This window comes from Streptomyces sp. NRRL F-5122 (genome assembly GCF_001507435.1).
GTDB lineage: Bacteria > Actinomycetota > Actinomycetes > Streptomycetales > Streptomycetaceae > Streptomyces > Streptomyces lannensis.
The window spans coordinates 112736-128118 of sequence record NZ_LMWH01000001.1 but is presented as its reverse complement, the minus strand read 5'-3'; the positions used below and the strand labels follow the sequence as shown (position 1 = coordinate 128118).

The window sequence follows — 15383 nt, the reverse complement described above, 5'->3', positions numbered from 1 at the left end:
CAGGGCCCGCGCACGTCCGCCTGCTGGACCTGGGGCTGTTCCCGGTACCGGACGTGGGAGGATCGTAGGTGGCCGGCCGTAGCCGCGCACTCGGTCGTGCCGTCGCCGTACGCGAGGACGTGCGTACGCAGGGCAGTACCAGAGCGCGAGCACTGAGGAGCACCGTTGAGCAGGTTGCGCTGGTTGACCGCGGGGGAGTCCCACGGTCCCGCACTTGTCGCGACGCTGGAGGGTCTTCCCGCCGGCGTGCCGATCACCACGGAGGTGGTGGCGGACCACCTGGCACGACGGCGGCTCGGCTATGGGCGCGGTGCCCGGATGAAGTTCGAGCGGGACGAGGTCACCTTCCTGGGTGGGGTGCGGCACGGCCTCACCCTGGGCTCCCCGGTGGCGGTCATGGTCGGCAACACCGAGTGGCCCAAGTGGGAGCAGGTGATGGCGGCCGATCCGGTGGACCCGGAGGTGCTGGCCGGCCTCGCCCGCAACGCTCCGCTGACCCGGCCGCGCCCCGGACACGCCGACCTGGCCGGTATGCAGAAGTACGGGTTCGACGAGGCGCGGCCGATCCTCGAGCGCGCGTCGGCCCGGGAGACCGCGGCCCGGGTGGCGCTGGGCGCGGTGGCCCGGTCGTACCTGAAGGAGACCGCGGGCATCGAGATCGTCTCGCACGTCGTCGAGCTGGCCTCGGCGAAGGCGCCCTACGGCGTCCACCCGACCCCCGAGGACGTGGAGCGCCTGGACGCCGACCCGGTGCGCTGCCTGGACGCGGACGCGTCGAAGGCGATGGTCGCGGAGATCGACCAGGCGCACAAGGACGGCGACACCCTCGGTGGTGTGGTGGAGGTCCTGGCCTACGGGGTGCCGGTCGGACTGGGCTCGCACGTGCACTGGGACCGGCGGCTGGACTCGCGGCTGGCCGCGGCGCTGATGGGCATCCAGGCGATCAAGGGCGTCGAGGTCGGGGACGGCTTCGAACTGGCCCGGGTGCCGGGCTCGAAGGCGCACGACGAGATCGTCACGGGCCCGGAGGGCATCAGGCGCGCCACGGGTCGCTCCGGCGGCACCGAGGGCGGCCTGTCCACGGGCGAGCTGCTGCGGGTAAGGGCCGCGATGAAGCCGATCGCGACCGTCCCGCGCGCGCTGAGGACCGTGGACGTGGCCACGGGTGAGCAGGCGCAGGCGCACCACCAGCGCTCCGACGTGTGCGCGGTCCCGGCGGCCGGCATCGTCGCGGAGGCGATGGTGGCGCTCGTCCTGGCGGACGCCGTGGCGGAGAAGTTCGGCGGCGACAGCGTGGCCGAGACCCACCGCAACGTGCGGTCCTACCTCGAGAGCCTGGCGATCCGGTGAGCGCGCCGCTGGTGGTCCTGGTCGGCCCCATGGGCGTGGGCAAGTCCACGGTGGGGCAACTCCTCGCGGAGCGGCTCGGTGTGGGTTTCCGGGACACGGACGAGGACATCGTCGCCGAGCAGGGCCGCTCGATCGCCGACATCTTCGTGGACGAGGGGGAGTCGGCCTTCCGCGCCCTGGAGAAGCGGTCGGTGCACACGGCGCTGGCCGAGCACGACGGGATCCTCGCCCTCGGGGGCGGCGCGATCCTCGACGAGGAGACGCGTGCCCTGCTGGGCGGGCACCGGGTCGTCTATCTGTCGATGGACGTCGAGGAGGCGGTCAAGCGGACCGGCCTGAACGTGGCCCGCCCGCTGCTCGCGGTCAACCCGCGCCGTCAGTGGCGCGAACTGATGGAGGCCCGCCGCCACCTCTACGAGGAGGTCGCGACGGCCGTGGTGGCCACCGATGGCCGCAGCCCCGAAGAGGTCGGTCAAGCCGCCCTGGACGCACTGGAGTTGAAGGAAGCATGAGCGAGGCAGTGACGCGGATCCAGGTCGGTGGCACCGCGGGCACGGAGCCGTACGAGGTGCTGGTCGGCCGTCAGCTCCTCGGTGAACTGGCCGGCCTGATCGGCGACCGGGCCAAGCGGATCGCGGTGATCCACCCCGAGGCGCTGACCGAGACGGGTGAGGCGCTGCGCGCCGACCTCGCCGAGCAGGGCTTCGAGGCGATCGCCATCCAGATCCCGAACGCCGAGGAGGCGAAGACCGTCGAGGTCGCCGCCTACTGCTGGAAGGCGCTCGGCCAGTCGGGCTTCACCCGCACCGACGTCATCGTCGGCGTGGGCGGCGGCGCGACCACCGACCTGGCCGGGTTCGTCGCCGCGACCTGGCTGCGCGGGGTGCGCTGGATCGCCGTCCCGACCACGGTGCTGGCCATGGTCGACGCGGCGGTCGGCGGCAAGACCGGCATCAACACCGCCGAGGGCAAGAACCTGGTGGGCGCCTTCCACCCGCCCGCGGGCGTGCTGTGCGACCTGGCCGCGCTGGACTCCCTCCCGGTCAACGACTACGTGTCCGGCCTCGCCGAGGTCATCAAGGCCGGCTTCATCGCCGACCCGGTGATCCTGGAGCTGATCGAGGCGGACTCCGAGGCCGCCCGTACCCCGGCAGGCCCGCACACCGCGGAGCTGATCGAGCGCTCGATCAAGGTCAAGGCCGAGGTGGTCTCGTCGGACCTGAGGGAGTCGGGTCTGCGCGAGATCCTCAACTACGGTCACACGCTCGGCCATGCGATCGAGAAGAACGAGCGGTACAAGTGGCGCCATGGCGCGGCCGTCGCCGTGGGCATGCACTTCGCCGCCGAACTCGGCAGACTCGCGGGCCGGTTGGACGACGCGACCGCCGACCGCCACCGTGCGGTCCTCGAGGCCGTCGGACTGCCGTTGCACTACCGCTACGACCAGTGGCCCAAGCTTCTTGAGACGATGAAGCTCGACAAGAAGTCCCGCGGCGACCTGCTGCGCTTCATCGTCCTCGACGGCCTGGCCAAGCCCACGGTGCTGGAGGGCCCGGACCCGGCCGTCCTGCTCGCCGCCTTCGGCGAAGTGGGGCAGTAGCGGCGCCTGCCCGCAGGGGGCAGTTGCGCCCCCGGTCGGTCCGGCGGGCGACTCGTTCCCCTCGGCGCGGTTGACCCGATTTGCCCGCGGCGACGGGCACTTCGGGCGCTCCCCGGCCGTTCACACAACGGCGGCCGGGGACGGTACCGTTCGGTAGGGAGCGGGGTGTCAAGCCCCGCTGCCGGCGGCGATCGCCACAGCGGCGAGCGAGCCGGAGGCGAGCCGAGCCCCGAAGACGACGAGACGGAGTGGCACCGGATGCAGCACGCAGTGGGAGCTCCGCTGCCGCCGCCCCACCAGCCGGGGCAGGGTTCGGGGACCGACTGGTCACCGGACGCACACCACCCGGGACAGCCGGGCGGCCACCCGGTACCCGCTCCGCAGCCCCCGCCCGCATCGGCGCCGGGCTTCGCGGGAGCGCCCATGCCGCCGGGAGCACCGTCCGCCCATGTCCCGCCTCCGCAGCCGCCGGTTCCTCCGGCTCCCGACACGACGGGCCACGTCCAGCTTCCGCCCGGTGGCCCGGTCGGCATACCGAGCGCCCCGCCGGCCAGCGGGGCGCCCGATCCCTCGTCCACCACACTCGCCGTGCTGCTGATCGGCCCGGCGGGCGCGGGCAAGACGAGTGTGGCGAAGTACTGGGCCGACCACCGCCGCGTCCCCACGGCCCACATCAGCCTCGACGACGTGCGCGAATGGGTGCGCTCGGGCTTCGCCGACCCGCAGTCGGGGTGGAACGACAACTCGGAGGCGCAGTATCGTCTCGCCCGCCGTACCTGCGGCTTCGCGGCCCGCAACTTCCTGGCCAACGGCATCTCGTGCATCCTCGACGACGCCGTCTTTCCCGATCGCCCCGTCGTCGGTCTCGGCGGCTGGAAGCGGCACGTGGGACCCGGTCTGCTGCCGGTCGTGCTGCTGCCCGGCCTGGAGGTGGTCCTGGAGCGCAACGCGGAGCGCACCGGCAACCGCCGCCTCACGGACGAGGAGGTCGCCCGCATCCACGGGCGGATGGCCGGCTGGTACGGCTCGGGGCTGCCGATCATCGACAACTCCCAGCTCGACGTGCCGGGCACGGCCCGGGTTCTGGACGAAGTGCTGGTGCGCTCGATCGCGAGCCCACCGACGTGGTGAGGTGACACGGAGGGCGAGTCGCGGGCGGCGTCGCCGGCGGCCTTCGGCCAGGTCGGCCGCCCGGCGTGCGGCAGGAAGGGGCCGCCGCTCCCCGACGCACCACGGCAGGGTTCTCAAGGGTTTTCGACCGCCTTTGCGCGGTGAGCCGACACGCCCGGAATGCCATCGGACGGCGCCCGCCGCCCGTCCGGACCTCTGGACCGGCGACATCCGGCAGACGCTCGTAGGCTCGGGTCATGTCAGAGGTGTACGCGGCCCGCCGCGAGCGGCTGAGAGAATGCTGCAGCGCGGGTGGCAGCGCGACCGCGCTGATCTCCCGCCCTGCCAACGTCCGCTACCTCTCGGGCGCCGCGCCCGAGGGTGCGGTCCTGCTGCTGGGCATGGACCAGGACGTGCTGGTGTGCACCGGACCGCTGGACGACCACTACGCCGACGGACGGCCGGACGAGGCGGTGCGGGTGCAGGTGCTGCCGGTACCCGCAGGCGACACGGCCGTGGCCGCGGCCGACCTCGCGTCCGCGCAGGGCGCCGAGTCCCTGGCGGTCGAGGAGAACCATCTGACCGTCGGCCGGTACCGGGCCATGAACTCCGTCGCCCCGAGGCTGCGGCTCGGCGACCTCGGCGGCGCCGTCGAGCAGCTGCGTGTGGTGAAGGACGAGGAGGAGATCGCCCTTCTGCGGATCGGAGCGGAGATCGTCGACCAGGCTCTGAGCGAGCTCCTGGAGTCGATCCTGGTGGGCCGCACCGAGCGCCACCTCGCCCTGGAACTGGAACGGCGCCTCGTCGACCACGGTGCCGACGGACCTGCCTTCACCACCTCCGTCGCCACCGGTCCGAACTCCGGCCGCCGCAGTCACCGCCCCACCGACCGGCGCGTGGAGGAGGGTGACTTCCTCTCCGTGTGCCTCGGGGCCACGTACCGCGGCTACCGCTGCGAGATCGGCCGTACGTTCGTCATCGGCACCTCTCCGGCCGACTGGCAGATCGAGCTGTATGATCTTGTGTTCGCAGCCCAGCGAGCCGGACGGCAGGCGTTGACGCCCGGAGCCGCCTACCGGGACGTGGACCGCGCGGCGCGCCAGGTACTGGACTCCGCCGGGTACGGGAGCGGCGTCCCGGCGCTGACGGGGCACGGCGTGGGGCTCGAAATCGACGAGGACCCGCAGTTGGCTCCCGCGGCCATGGGTAAACTGGACGCTTGCGTGCCGGTCACCGTCGAACCGGGGGTCCACCTCCCGGGCCGGGGTGGTGTCCGGATCGATGACACGCTCGTCGTACGCCCCGAGGCGGACGGCGGACCCGAGCTACTCACCATCACGACCAAGGAGCTGCTCGCGCTCTAGCGCGCGCCCCCGGGGTCGTACGTCAGTCCAGGAGATTCCGCAACCGTGGCTTCCACGAACGACCTCAAGAACGGCATGGTGCTCAAGCTCGAAGGCGGCCAGCTCTGGTCCGTCGTCGAGTTCCAGCACGTCAAGCCCGGCAAGGGCCCGGCATTCGTGCGCACCAAGCTCAAGAACGTGCTCTCCGGCAAGGTGGTCGACAAGACCTTCAACGCCGGTGTCAAGGTCGAGACGGCCACTGTCGACAAGCGCGACATGCAGTTCTCGTACAAGGACGGCGAATACTTCGTCTTCATGGACATGGAGACCTACGACCAGCTGCACATCGACCCGAAGGCCGTCGGCGACACGGCGAACTTCCTGATCGAGGGCTTCACGGCCGTTGTGGCGCAGCACGAGGGCGAGGTGCTCTTCGTGGAGCTGCCGGCCGCCGTCGAGCTGACCGTCGCCGAGACCGAGCCGGGCGTCCAGGGCGACCGCTCCACCGGTGGCACCAAGCCGGCCACGCTGGAGACCGGTCACCAGATCCAGGTCCCGCTCTTCATCACCACCGGTGAGAAGATCAAGGTCGACACCCGCTCGAGCGACTACCTCGGCCGGGTGAACAGCTAACCGTGGCTGCCCGTAATACGGCCCGTAAGCGCGCCTTCCAGATCCTCTTCGAGGGGGACCAGCGCGGGGCCGACGTCCTCACGGTCCTCGCGGACTGGATCCGGCACTCGCGCGGCGACACCCGGCAGCCGCCGGTGAGCGAGTACACGATGCAGCTGGTCGAGGGCTACGCGGAGCACGCAAGGCGCATCGACGAGCTCATCGCGCAGTACGCGGTCGGCTGGACGCTCGACCGGATGCCGGTCGTCGACCGCAACATCCTGCGTCTCGGCGCCTACGAGCTGATCTGGGTCGACGAGACCCCCGACGCCGTGGTGCTGGACGAGATGGTGCAGCTCGCCAAGGAGTTCTCGACGGACGAGTCGCCCTCGTTCGTCAATGGGCTGCTCGGTCGGCTCAAGGACCTCAAGCCGTCCCTGCGCCGCGAGGGCTGACGTACACGAACGCCGGAGGGGCCCGCAGCACAGGTGCTGCGGGCCCCTCCGGCGTTGGTGGAGAGCGCCGCGACACCGTCGAAAAGCCGCCGGCCCGTCCGGAGCCAAGCGGTTCCGGCCGACCCGGCGGCACGTTTCTGCTGAAGGGTGGAGAGGTCAGCTCTCTTCGTGGGAGACGGCGCGGCGCGCGTCCGCGTCCAGTACGCCCCAGCTGATCAGCTGCTCGGTCAGGACCGAGGGCGACTGGTCGTAGATGACAGCGAGCGTGCGCAGGTCGTCCTGGCGGATCGACAGCACCTTGCCGTTGTAGTCTCCGCGCTGCGACTGGATCGTCGCGGCGTAGCGCTGAAGCGGGCCCGCCTTCTCGGCCGGCACATTGGCCAGCCGCTCAAGATCGAGGACAAGCTTCGGCGGCGGCTCGGCGGCACCACCGGGGGTGGTGCCAGGCAGCAGCTCCTGCACCGGGACCCCGTAGAAATCCGCCAGCTCGGCGAGGCGCTGCACGGTGACGGCGCGGTCTCCGCGCTCGTACGAACCGACCACGACCGCCTTCCAGCGTCCCTGGGACTTCTCCTCCACACCGTGGAGGGAAAGGCCCTGCTGGGTGCGGATCGCCCGGAGCTTGGCCCCGAGCTGTTTGGCGTATTCGCTGGACATATAGCTCCCCGGACACGGTGTCGACGTGCGGCTCGGCCGCGCGGCTGGTGACTCACTGTGAGGTTACGCAGCGTGACTCTGCCCCGTCAAGCCGAATGGTCCGGACCGACCCTTCCGTGGTAGGCGGTCTGCGATGCCGCCGAACGGGTGACGCGTGAACCCAGGGGGGTGATCGGCGCCCCTTCGGAAGGCTGGTAACGTGTATGGCGCAATTCCGACGTCCTTTAAGGTCCGTCCCGTGAGGCGGAGAAGGAGGTCCGTTTCGTATGGACACACAGCATTCCGATGCCCGGCCCGTTCTCGAAGGCCCCGACATCGCGCGGGTGTTGACCCGCATCGCCCACGAGATCGTCGAGCGCGCCAAGGGCGCCGACGACGTGGTGCTCCTCGGCATCCCGACCCGGGGCGTCTTCCTCGCCCGGCGGCTCGCCGACAAGCTGGAGCAGGTGACCGGCCGCAGGATCCCGGTCGGCTCCCTCGACATCACCATGTACCGCGACGACCTGCGCATGCAGCCGCCGAGGGCGCTGGCCCGCACCGAGATCCCCGGTGACGGCGTCGACGGCCGCCTCGTCGTCCTCGTGGACGACGTGCTCTTCTCCGGCCGCACCATCCGCGCCGCCCTCGACGCACTGAACGACATCGGGCGCCCGCGCGCGGTCCAGCTCGCGGTCCTCGTCGACCGCGGACACCGCGAACTCCCGATCCGCGCCGACTATGTCGGCAAGAACCTCCCCACGTCGCTGCGGGAGACGGTCAAGGTCCAGCTCGCCGAGGAGGACGGTCGCGACACCGTGCTGCTCGGTGTGAAGCAGACCGTCCCGGGCGCGCAGCGCTAGCACTCCGGCGTACGTCCCGCGAGTGCGCTCCGGCGCGCGCCCGCCTGCCCAAAATCTCCCGAATGAACTTTTTTACGGAGCCTGAAAGATGCAGCGTCATCTCATCTCGGCCGCCGACCTCACCCGCGACGACGCCGTCCTGATCCTCGACACCGCCGAGGAGATGGCCCGGGTCGCGGACCGGCCGATCAAGAAGCTGCCGACCCTGCGCGGCCGCACCGTGGTCAACCTCTTCTTCGAGGACTCCACCCGCACCCGGATCTCCTTCGAGGCCGCCGAGAAGCGGCTGTCCGCGGACGTGATCAACTTCTCCGCCAAGGGGTCAAGCGTGTCCAAGGGCGAGTCCCTGAAGGACACCGCCCAGACCCTGGAGGCCATGGGCGTCGACGCCGTCGTCATCCGGCACGGCGCCTCCGGGGCCCCGTACACCCTGGCCAACTCCGGCTGGATCGACGCCGCCGTGATCAACGCCGGCGACGGCACCCACCAGCACCCGACCCAGGCCCTGCTCGACGCCTTCACCATGCGCCGCCGTCTCGTCGGCCGGGACGTGGGGCTCGGCCGCGACCTGGCCGGCAAGCGCATCACGATCGTCGGCGACGTGCTTCACAGCCGGGTCGCCCGCTCCAACGTCGACCTGCTGCACACCCTGGGCGCCGAGGTCACGCTGGTCGCCCCGCCGACCCTGCTGCCGGTCGGCATCGGGTCCTGGCCCTGCGAGGTGTCGTACGACCTCGACAGCACGCTGCCCAAGGCCGACGCGGTGATGATGCTGCGGGTCCAGCGCGAGCGCATGAACGCCGCCTTCTTCCCGACCGAGCGGGAGTACGCGCGGCGCTACGGCCTCGACGCCGACCGCATGGCCAAGATGCCCGCGGACGCCATAGTGATGCACCCCGGCCCGATGGTCCGCGGTATGGAGATCACCGCCGAGGTCGCGGACTCCGACCGCTGCACCGCCATCGAACAGGTGGCCAACGGCGTCTCCATCCGCATGGCCGTCCTCTACCTGCTGCTGGGAGGGAACGAGCCCGCCGTCGGCCAGGCGCGCCCGTCCGTCTCCCAGCAGCCTTCCGACCGGCGCCCCGCGCACACCGTTTCCACGGACGAGGAGAAGTAAGACAGATGAGCAAGATCCTGATCCGTGGTGCGAAAGTGCTCGGCGGCGAGCCGCAGGACGTGCTGATCGAGGGCGAGACGATCGCCGGCGTGGGCACCGGCCTGAGCGCCGAGGGCGCCGAGGTGGTGGATGCCGAAGGCAAGGTGCTGCTCCCGGGCCTCGTCGACCTGCACACCCATCTGCGCGAGCCCGGCCGCGAGGACTCCGAGACCGTCCTCACCGGTACGCGGGCCGCCGCGAGCGGGGGCTACACGGCGGTGTTCGCCATGGCCAACACCTTCCCGGTGGCCGACACCGCGGGCGTCGTCGAGCAGGTCTGGCGGCTCGGCAGGGAGCACGGCTACTGCGACGTGCAGCCCGTCGGTGCCGTCACGGTCGGGCTGGAGGGCCAGAAGCTCGCCGAACTGGGGGCCATGCACGAGTCGGCGGCCGGTGTCACCGTCTTCTCCGACGACGGCAAGTGCGTCGACGACGCCGTCATCATGCGCCGCGCCCTGGAGTACGTGAAGGCGTTCGGCGGTGTGGTCGCCCAGCACGCCCAGGAGCCGCGGCTGACCGAGGGCGCCCAGATGAACGAGGGCGTCGTCTCCGCCGAACTGGGTCTCGGCGGCTGGCCGGCGGTCGCCGAGGAATCGATCATCGCGCGGGACGTCCTGCTCGCCGAGCATGTCGGCTCCCGGGTGCACATCTGCCATCTGTCGACCGCCGGATCCGTCGAGATCGTCCGCTGGGCCAAGTCCCGCGGCATCGACGTCACGGCGGAGGTCACCCCGCACCACCTCCTCCTCACCGATGAGCTGGTGCGCAGCTACAACCCGGTCTACAAGGTCAACCCGCCGCTGCGCACCGAGCGCGACGTCACGGCCCTGCGCGAGGCGCTCGCCGACGGCACGATCGACATCGTCGCCACCGACCACGCCCCGCACCCGCACGAGGACAAGGACTGCGAGTGGGCCGCGGCCGCCATGGGCATGGTCGGCCTGGAGACCGCGCTGTCCGTCGTCCAGGAGACGATGGTCGACACCGGCCTGCTCGACTGGGCGGGCGTCGCCGACCGGATGTCCTTCAAGCCCGCGAGGATCGGCCGGGCGACCGGCCACGGCCGCCCCCTCGCGGCGGGTGAACCCGCGAACCTCACGCTCGTGGACACGGCATACCGTGGGCCCGTGAACCCCGCGGGCTTCGCCTCGCGCAGCCGCAACACCCCGTACGAGGGCCGTGAGCTGCCGGGCCGTGTCACGCACACATGGCTGCGGGGCAAGGCCACGCTCGTCGACGGGAAGCTCGCGTGACACCTGAAATCCTGCTCGCCGCAGAGAAGCAATCGGCGGAAGTGACCGACTGGGCCGCGCGCATCGGCTGGCTGGTGGGGCTCGCCCTGTTCATCGCGCTCGTCTACTGGCTGATGCGCGAAGGCTGGAAGTGGCGCGGCACCCTCCAGGGCGGCCTGCCCGAGCCGTTCACCGCGCCCGCGGAGCCGGGTCCGGCGAGACTGGGCATGAGCGGCCGTTACCACGGCTCCACCACCGCGGGGCAGTGGCTGGACCGCATCGTGGCCCACGGCCTCGGCACCCGCAGCCGGGTCGAGCTCACGCTGACCGACGCGGGTCTGGACGTGGTCCGCCCCGGGGCGAGCGACTTCTTCGTCCCCGCCGACCGGCTGCGCGGTGCCCGCCTCGACAAGGGAATCGCGGGCAAGGTGCTCACCGAGGGCGGACTGCTGGTGGTGACCTGGGAGCTCGGCGACAGGCTGATCGACTCCGGGTTCCGCTCCGACCACGCGGCCGAGCACAACGACTGGGTCGAGACCCTGAACCAGATGATCAACAAGACGGAAGGCGCACGATGACGACCTCCACCAGGGAAGCCTCCAAGGTTCCCGCCGTACTCGTCCTGGAGGACGGCCGGATGTTCCGCGGCCGCGCCTACGGGGCCGTGGGGGTGACCTTCGGCGAAGCCGTGTTCTCCACCGGCATGACCGGTTACCAGGAGACCCTCACCGACCCGTCGTACCACCGCCAGGTCGTCGTGATGACCGCCCCCCACGTCGGCAACACCGGCGTCAACGACGAGGACCCCGAGTCCAAGCGGATCTGGGTCGCGGGCTACGTCGTGCGCGACCCCGCGCGCGTGCCCTCCAACTGGCGCGCCAAGCGCTCGCTGGACGAGGAGCTGCGCCACCAGGGCGTCGTCGGCATCTGCGGCATCGACACCCGGGCGCTGACCCGCCACCTGCGCGAGCGCGGCGCCATGCGCGTCGGCATCTTCTCCGGCAACGCGCTGCCCGACGAAGGCACGATGCTCGCCGAGGTGCGTCAGGCCCCGGAGATGAAGGGCGCGGACCTCGCCGCGGAGGTCGCCACCACCGAGCCCTACGTGGTGCCCGCGATCGGCGAGAAGAAGTTCACCGTCGCCGCGGTGGACCTCGGCATCAAGGGCATGACCCCCAGCCGCATGGCCGAGCGCGGCATCGAGGTGCACGTGCTGCCCGCGACGGCCACCGTCGAGGACGTGTACGCCGTGAACCCGGACGGCGTGTTCTTCTCCAACGGCCCGGGCGACCCGGCCACCGCCGACCGTCCGGTCGCCGTCATGCAGGCGGTACTGGAGCGCGGAACGCCCCTGTTCGGCATCTGCTTCGGCAACCAGATCCTGGGCCGGGCGCTCGGGTTCGGCACGTACAAGCTGAAGTACGGCCACCGCGGCATCAACCAGCCGGTGCAGGACCGTACGACCGGCAAGGTCGAGGTCACCGCGCACAACCACGGCTTCGCCGTCGACGCCCCGCTCGACCAGGTGTCCGACACTCCCTACGGCCGCGCCGAGGTCTCCCACGTCTGCCTCAACGACAACGTGGTCGAGGGCCTCCAACTGCTCGACCGGCCGGCCTTCAGCGTCCAGTACCACCCCGAAGCGGCAGCGGGCCCCCACGACGCCGCCTACCTGTTCGACCGCTTCGTTTCCCTGATGGAGGGCCAGCGTGCCTAAGCGCACCGATATCCAGTCCGTCCTGGTCATCGGCTCCGGCCCGATCGTCATCGGGCAGGCCGCCGAGTTCGACTACTCCGGCACCCAGGCGTGCCGCGTCCTCAGGTCCGAGGGCCTGCGGGTCGTCCTCGTCAACTCCAACCCGGCGACGATCATGACCGACCCGGAGATCGCCGACGCCACCTATGTGGAGCCGATCACCCCCGAGTTCGTCGAGAAGATCATTGCCAAGGAGCGCCCCGACGCGCTGCTGCCCACCCTGGGCGGTCAGACGGCGCTGAACACGGCCATCAAGCTGGACGAGAACGGCGTTCTGGAGAAGTACGGCGTCGAGCTGATCGGCGCCAATGTCGCGGCGATCCACAAGGGCGAGGACCGCGACCAGTTCAAGGAGGTCGTGGAGGAGGTCCGCAGGAAGATCGGGCACGGCGAGTCCGCCCGGTCCGTGATCTGCCACTCCATGGACGAGGTCCTGGCCGGCGTCGAGCAGCTCGGCGGCTATCCGGTGGTCGTCCGGCCCTCCTTCACCATGGGCGGCGCCGGCTCCGGCTTCGCGCACGACGAGGAGGAACTGCGCCGCATCGCCGGGCAGGGCCTCACCCTGTCGCCGACCACCGAGGTGCTCCTGGAGGAGTCCATCCTCGGCTGGAAGGAGTACGAGCTGGAGCTGATGCGCGACAAGCACGACAACGTCGTGGTCGTCTGCTCCATCGAGAACTTCGACCCGATGGGCGTGCACACCGGTGACTCGATCACCGTCGCCCCGGCGATGACCCTGACCGACCGCGAGTACCAGATCCTGCGCGACATCGGCATCGCGGTGATCCGCGAGGTCGGCGTGGACACCGGCGGCTGCAACATCCAGTTCGCGGTGAACCCCGAGGACGGCCGGGTGATCGTCATCGAGATGAACCCCCGGGTGTCGCGTTCGTCGGCCTTGGCCTCCAAGGCGACCGGCTTCCCGATCGCCAAGATCGCGGCCAAGCTCGCCGTCGGCTACACGCTCGACGAGATCCCGAACGACATCACGCAGGAGACCCCGGCCTCCTTCGAGCCGACCCTCGACTACGTAGTGGTCAAGGCGCCCCGGTTCGCCTTCGAGAAGTTCCCCTCCGCCGACAGCACGCTGACCACGACCATGAAGTCGGTCGGCGAGGCCATGGCGATCGGCCGCAACTTCACCGAGGCGTTCCAGAAGGCGCTGCGCTCGCTGGAGCGGAAGGGCAGCCAGTTCACCTTCGTGGGCGGTACGGGCGACAAGGCCGAACTGCTCGAGGCGGCGGGCCGCCCCACCGACGGCCGGATCAACACGGTCATGGAGGCCATCCGCGCCGGTGCCACCCAGGAGGAGGTCTTCGACGCTACGAAGATCGACCCGTGGTTCGTCGATCAGCTCTTCCTGATCAAGGAGATCGCGGACGAGCTCGCGGAGGCGCCCGAGCTGACCCCCGAGCTGCTCGCCGAGGCCAAGCGGCACGGTTTCTCCGACCAGCAGATCGCCGAGATCCGCGGTCTGCGCGAGGACGTCGTGCGCGAGGTGCGGCACGCGCTGGGTGTGCGCCCGGTCTACAAGACGGTCGACACCTGCGCCGCCGAGTTCGCGGCGCGGACGCCGTACTTCTACTCCTCCTACGACGAGGAGAGCGAGGTCGCTCCGCGCGAGAAGCCGGCGGTGATCATCCTGGGCTCCGGCCCCAACCGGATCGGGCAGGGCATCGAGTTCGACTACTCGTGCGTGCACGCCTCCTTCGCGCTGAGCGACGCCGGGTACGAGACCGTGATGGTCAACTGCAACCCGGAGACGGTCTCGACCGACTACGACACCTCCGACCGCCTGTACTTCGAGCCGCTGACGCTCGAGGACGTGCTGGAGATCGTCCACGCGGAGCGCCAGGCCGGTCCGGTCGCGGGTGTGGTCGTCCAGTTGGGCGGACAGACCCCGCTGGGGCTCGCACAGGCCCTGAAGGACAACGGCGTACCGATCGTGGGCACCTCTCCGGAGGCGATCCACGCGGCCGAGGACCGCGGCGCGTTCGGACGCGTTCTGGCCGAGGCCGGGCTGCCGGCCCCCAAACACGGCACCGCCACCACCTTCGACGAGGCCAAGGCCATCGCGGACGAGATCGGCTACCCGGTCCTGGTCCGGCCGTCCTATGTGCTCGGCGGACGCGGCATGGAGATCGTCTACGACGAGTCCCGCCTCGCCTCTTACATCGCCGAGTCCACCGAGATCAGCCCCTCCCGTCCGGTGCTGGTCGACCGTTTCCTCGACGACGCGATCGAGATCGACGTGGACGCCCTCTACGACGGCGAGGAGCTCTACCTCGGCGGCGTGATGGAGCACATCGAGGAGGCGGGCATCCACTCCGGCGACTCGGCGTGCGCCCTGCCGCCGATCACGCTCGGCGGCTTCGACATCAAGCGGCTGCGCACCTCCACGGAGGCCATCGCCCGGGGCGTGGGCGTCCGCGGACTGATCAACATCCAGTTCGCGATGGCGGGCGACATCCTCTACGTCCTGGAGGCCAACCCGCGTGCCTCCCGGACCGTGCCCTTCACCTCGAAGGCGACCGCGGTGCCGCTGGCGAAGGCCGCCGCCCGGATCTCCCTGGGTGCGACCGTCGCGGAGCTGCGCTCCGAAGGGCTGCTGCCCGCGCACGGCGACGGCGGCGAACTGCCGCTCGACGCGCCGATCTCCGTGAAGGAGGCGGTCATGCCGTGGTCGCGGTTCCGCGACATCCACGGGCGCGGGGTGGACACGATCCTCGGTCCGGAGATGCGCTCCACCGGCGAGGTCATGGGCATCGACTCCGTCTTCGGCACGGCCTACGCCAAGTCGCAGGCGGGGGCGTACGGCCCGCTGCCCACCAAGGGCCGCGCGTTCATCTCGGTCGCCAACCGCGACAAGCGGTCGATGATCTTCCCGGCGCGTGAGCTGGTCGCCCACGGCTTCGAGCTGCTCGCCACCTCCGGCACGGCCGAGGTGCTCAAGCGCAACGGCATCCACGCCACGATCGTGCGCAAGCAGTCCGAGGGCACCGGGCCGAACGGCGAGCGGACCATCGTCCAGCTCATCCACGACGGCGAGGTCGACCTCATCGTCAACACCCCGTACGGCACCGGCGGCCGCCTCGACGGCTACGACATCCGCACGGCCGCCGTCGCCCGCTCCGTGCCCTGCCTGACCACGGTCCAGGCGCTCGCCGCCGCGGTCCAGGGCATCGACGCCCTCAACCACGGCGACGTGGGTGTCAGTTCACTCCAGGAACACGCGCGGCACCTGACCGCGGCCCGCGACTAGCAGCCCGA

Annotated in this window: 14 protein-coding genes; 13 read left to right on the top strand and 1 reads right to left on the bottom strand. The window is 70.8% G+C overall.

All coding sequences use genetic code 11. The features are described from left to right. Positions 1-165 precede the first annotated feature (165 nt). The 7 genes from aroC to nusB all read left to right on the top strand — a co-directional run bounded on the left by aroC (position 166) and on the right by nusB (position 6470). Positions 166-1350 (top strand): chorismate synthase, encoded by a 1185-nt coding sequence (gene aroC, locus ADL25_RS00540; RefSeq protein ID WP_059125549.1) that lies wholly within the window; start codon positions 166-168, stop codon positions 1348-1350. Further along, complete coding sequence (locus ADL25_RS00535; RefSeq protein ID WP_107116470.1) at positions 1347-1862, top strand: shikimate kinase; 516 nt, start codon at positions 1347-1349, stop codon at positions 1860-1862. Before aroC ends, ADL25_RS00535 begins: the two co-directional genes overlap by 4 nt. Beyond that, a complete protein-coding gene (gene aroB / locus ADL25_RS00530) occupies positions 1859-2950 on the top strand; it encodes a 3-dehydroquinate synthase (RefSeq protein WP_059125548.1) in 1092 nt (363 codons plus the stop codon). Before ADL25_RS00535 ends, aroB begins: the two co-directional genes overlap by 4 nt. Positions 2951-3208: 258 nt before the next feature. Then, complete coding sequence (locus tag ADL25_RS00525; protein ID WP_079050099.1) at positions 3209-4081, top strand: Pro-rich N-terminal domain-containing protein; 873 nt, start codon at positions 3209-3211, stop codon at positions 4079-4081. A gap of 236 nt (positions 4082-4317) precedes the next feature. Next, the gene (locus tag ADL25_RS00520; protein ID WP_059125546.1) at positions 4318-5424 is read left to right on the top strand and encodes an aminopeptidase P family protein; all 1107 of its coding nucleotides are present in this window, start codon (positions 4318-4320) and stop codon (positions 5422-5424) included. Positions 5425-5469: 45 nt separating this feature from the next. Then, positions 5470-6036: an elongation factor P gene (gene efp, locus ADL25_RS00515; RefSeq protein WP_059125545.1), complete on the top strand. Its 567-nt coding sequence runs from the start codon at positions 5470-5472 to the stop codon at positions 6034-6036. A 2-nt stretch (positions 6037-6038) separates the two neighbouring features. Then, complete coding sequence (gene nusB, locus ADL25_RS00510; RefSeq protein WP_059125544.1) at positions 6039-6470, top strand: transcription antitermination factor NusB; 432 nt, start codon at positions 6039-6041, stop codon at positions 6468-6470. Between the two features lie 156 nt (positions 6471-6626). On the opposite strand, the gene bldD is transcribed toward nusB, so the two are convergent. Further along, entirely contained in the window at positions 6627-7127 is a 501-nt protein-coding gene (gene bldD / locus ADL25_RS00505) for a transcriptional regulator BldD (RefSeq protein ID WP_055492879.1), read from the bottom strand. Positions 7128-7393: 266 nt separating this feature from the next. Here bldD and pyrR point away from each other — a divergent pair, with 266 nt between their 5' ends. The 6 genes from pyrR to carB all read left to right on the top strand — a co-directional run bounded on the left by pyrR (position 7394) and on the right by carB (position 15375). Beyond that, the gene (gene pyrR, locus ADL25_RS00500; RefSeq protein WP_059125543.1) at positions 7394-7966 is read left to right on the top strand and encodes a bifunctional pyr operon transcriptional regulator/uracil phosphoribosyltransferase PyrR; all 573 of its coding nucleotides are present in this window, start codon (positions 7394-7396) and stop codon (positions 7964-7966) included. A gap of 88 nt (positions 7967-8054) precedes the next feature. Continuing rightward, positions 8055-9086 carry an aspartate carbamoyltransferase catalytic subunit gene (locus ADL25_RS00495; RefSeq protein WP_059125542.1) on the top strand — a complete coding sequence of 344 codons (1032 nt, stop codon included), beginning with the start codon at positions 8055-8057 and terminating at the stop codon, positions 9084-9086. A gap of 5 nt (positions 9087-9091) precedes the next feature. Then, on the top strand, positions 9092-10378 hold the full coding sequence (locus ADL25_RS00490) for a dihydroorotase (RefSeq protein ID WP_059125541.1): 1287 nt from the start codon (positions 9092-9094) through the stop codon (positions 10376-10378). Further along, positions 10375-10935, top strand: a complete 561-nt coding sequence (locus ADL25_RS00485; protein WP_059125540.1) for a hypothetical protein — start codon at positions 10375-10377, stop codon at positions 10933-10935. The genes ADL25_RS00490 and ADL25_RS00485 overlap by 4 nt, the downstream gene beginning before the upstream one ends. Beyond that, a complete protein-coding gene (gene carA, locus ADL25_RS00480; RefSeq protein ID WP_059125539.1) occupies positions 10932-12074 on the top strand; it encodes a glutamine-hydrolyzing carbamoyl-phosphate synthase small subunit in 1143 nt (380 codons plus the stop codon). Before ADL25_RS00485 ends, carA begins: the two co-directional genes overlap by 4 nt. After that, positions 12067-15375, top strand: a complete 3309-nt coding sequence (gene carB, locus ADL25_RS00475) for a carbamoyl-phosphate synthase large subunit (protein ID WP_059125538.1) — start codon at positions 12067-12069, stop codon at positions 15373-15375. Before carA ends, carB begins: the two co-directional genes overlap by 8 nt. Positions 15376-15383: the final 8 nt, after the last annotated feature.

Bases quoted from the DNA above. Each gene is read 5' to 3' on its own strand.
- aroB (WP_059125548.1), top strand. From the start codon at position 1,859: ATGAGCGAGGCAGTGACGCGGATCCAGGTCGGTGGCACCGCGGGCACG.
- ADL25_RS00490 (WP_059125541.1), top strand. From the start codon at position 9,092: ATGAGCAAGATCCTGATCCGTGGTGCGAAAGTGCTCGGCGGCGAGCCG.
- pyrR (WP_059125543.1), top strand. From the start codon at position 7,394: ATGGACACACAGCATTCCGATGCCCGGCCCGTTCTCGAAGGCCCCGAC.
- ADL25_RS00520 (WP_059125546.1), top strand. From the start codon at position 4,318: ATGTCAGAGGTGTACGCGGCCCGCCGCGAGCGGCTGAGAGAATGCTGC.
- ADL25_RS00525 (WP_079050099.1), top strand. From the start codon at position 3,209: ATGCAGCACGCAGTGGGAGCTCCGCTGCCGCCGCCCCACCAGCCGGGG.
- carA (WP_059125539.1), top strand. From the start codon at position 10,932: ATGACGACCTCCACCAGGGAAGCCTCCAAGGTTCCCGCCGTACTCGTC.
- ADL25_RS00495 (WP_059125542.1), top strand. From the start codon at position 8,055: ATGCAGCGTCATCTCATCTCGGCCGCCGACCTCACCCGCGACGACGCC.
- bldD (WP_055492879.1), bottom strand. From the start codon at position 7,127: ATGTCCAGCGAATACGCCAAACAGCTCGGGGCCAAGCTCCGGGCGATC.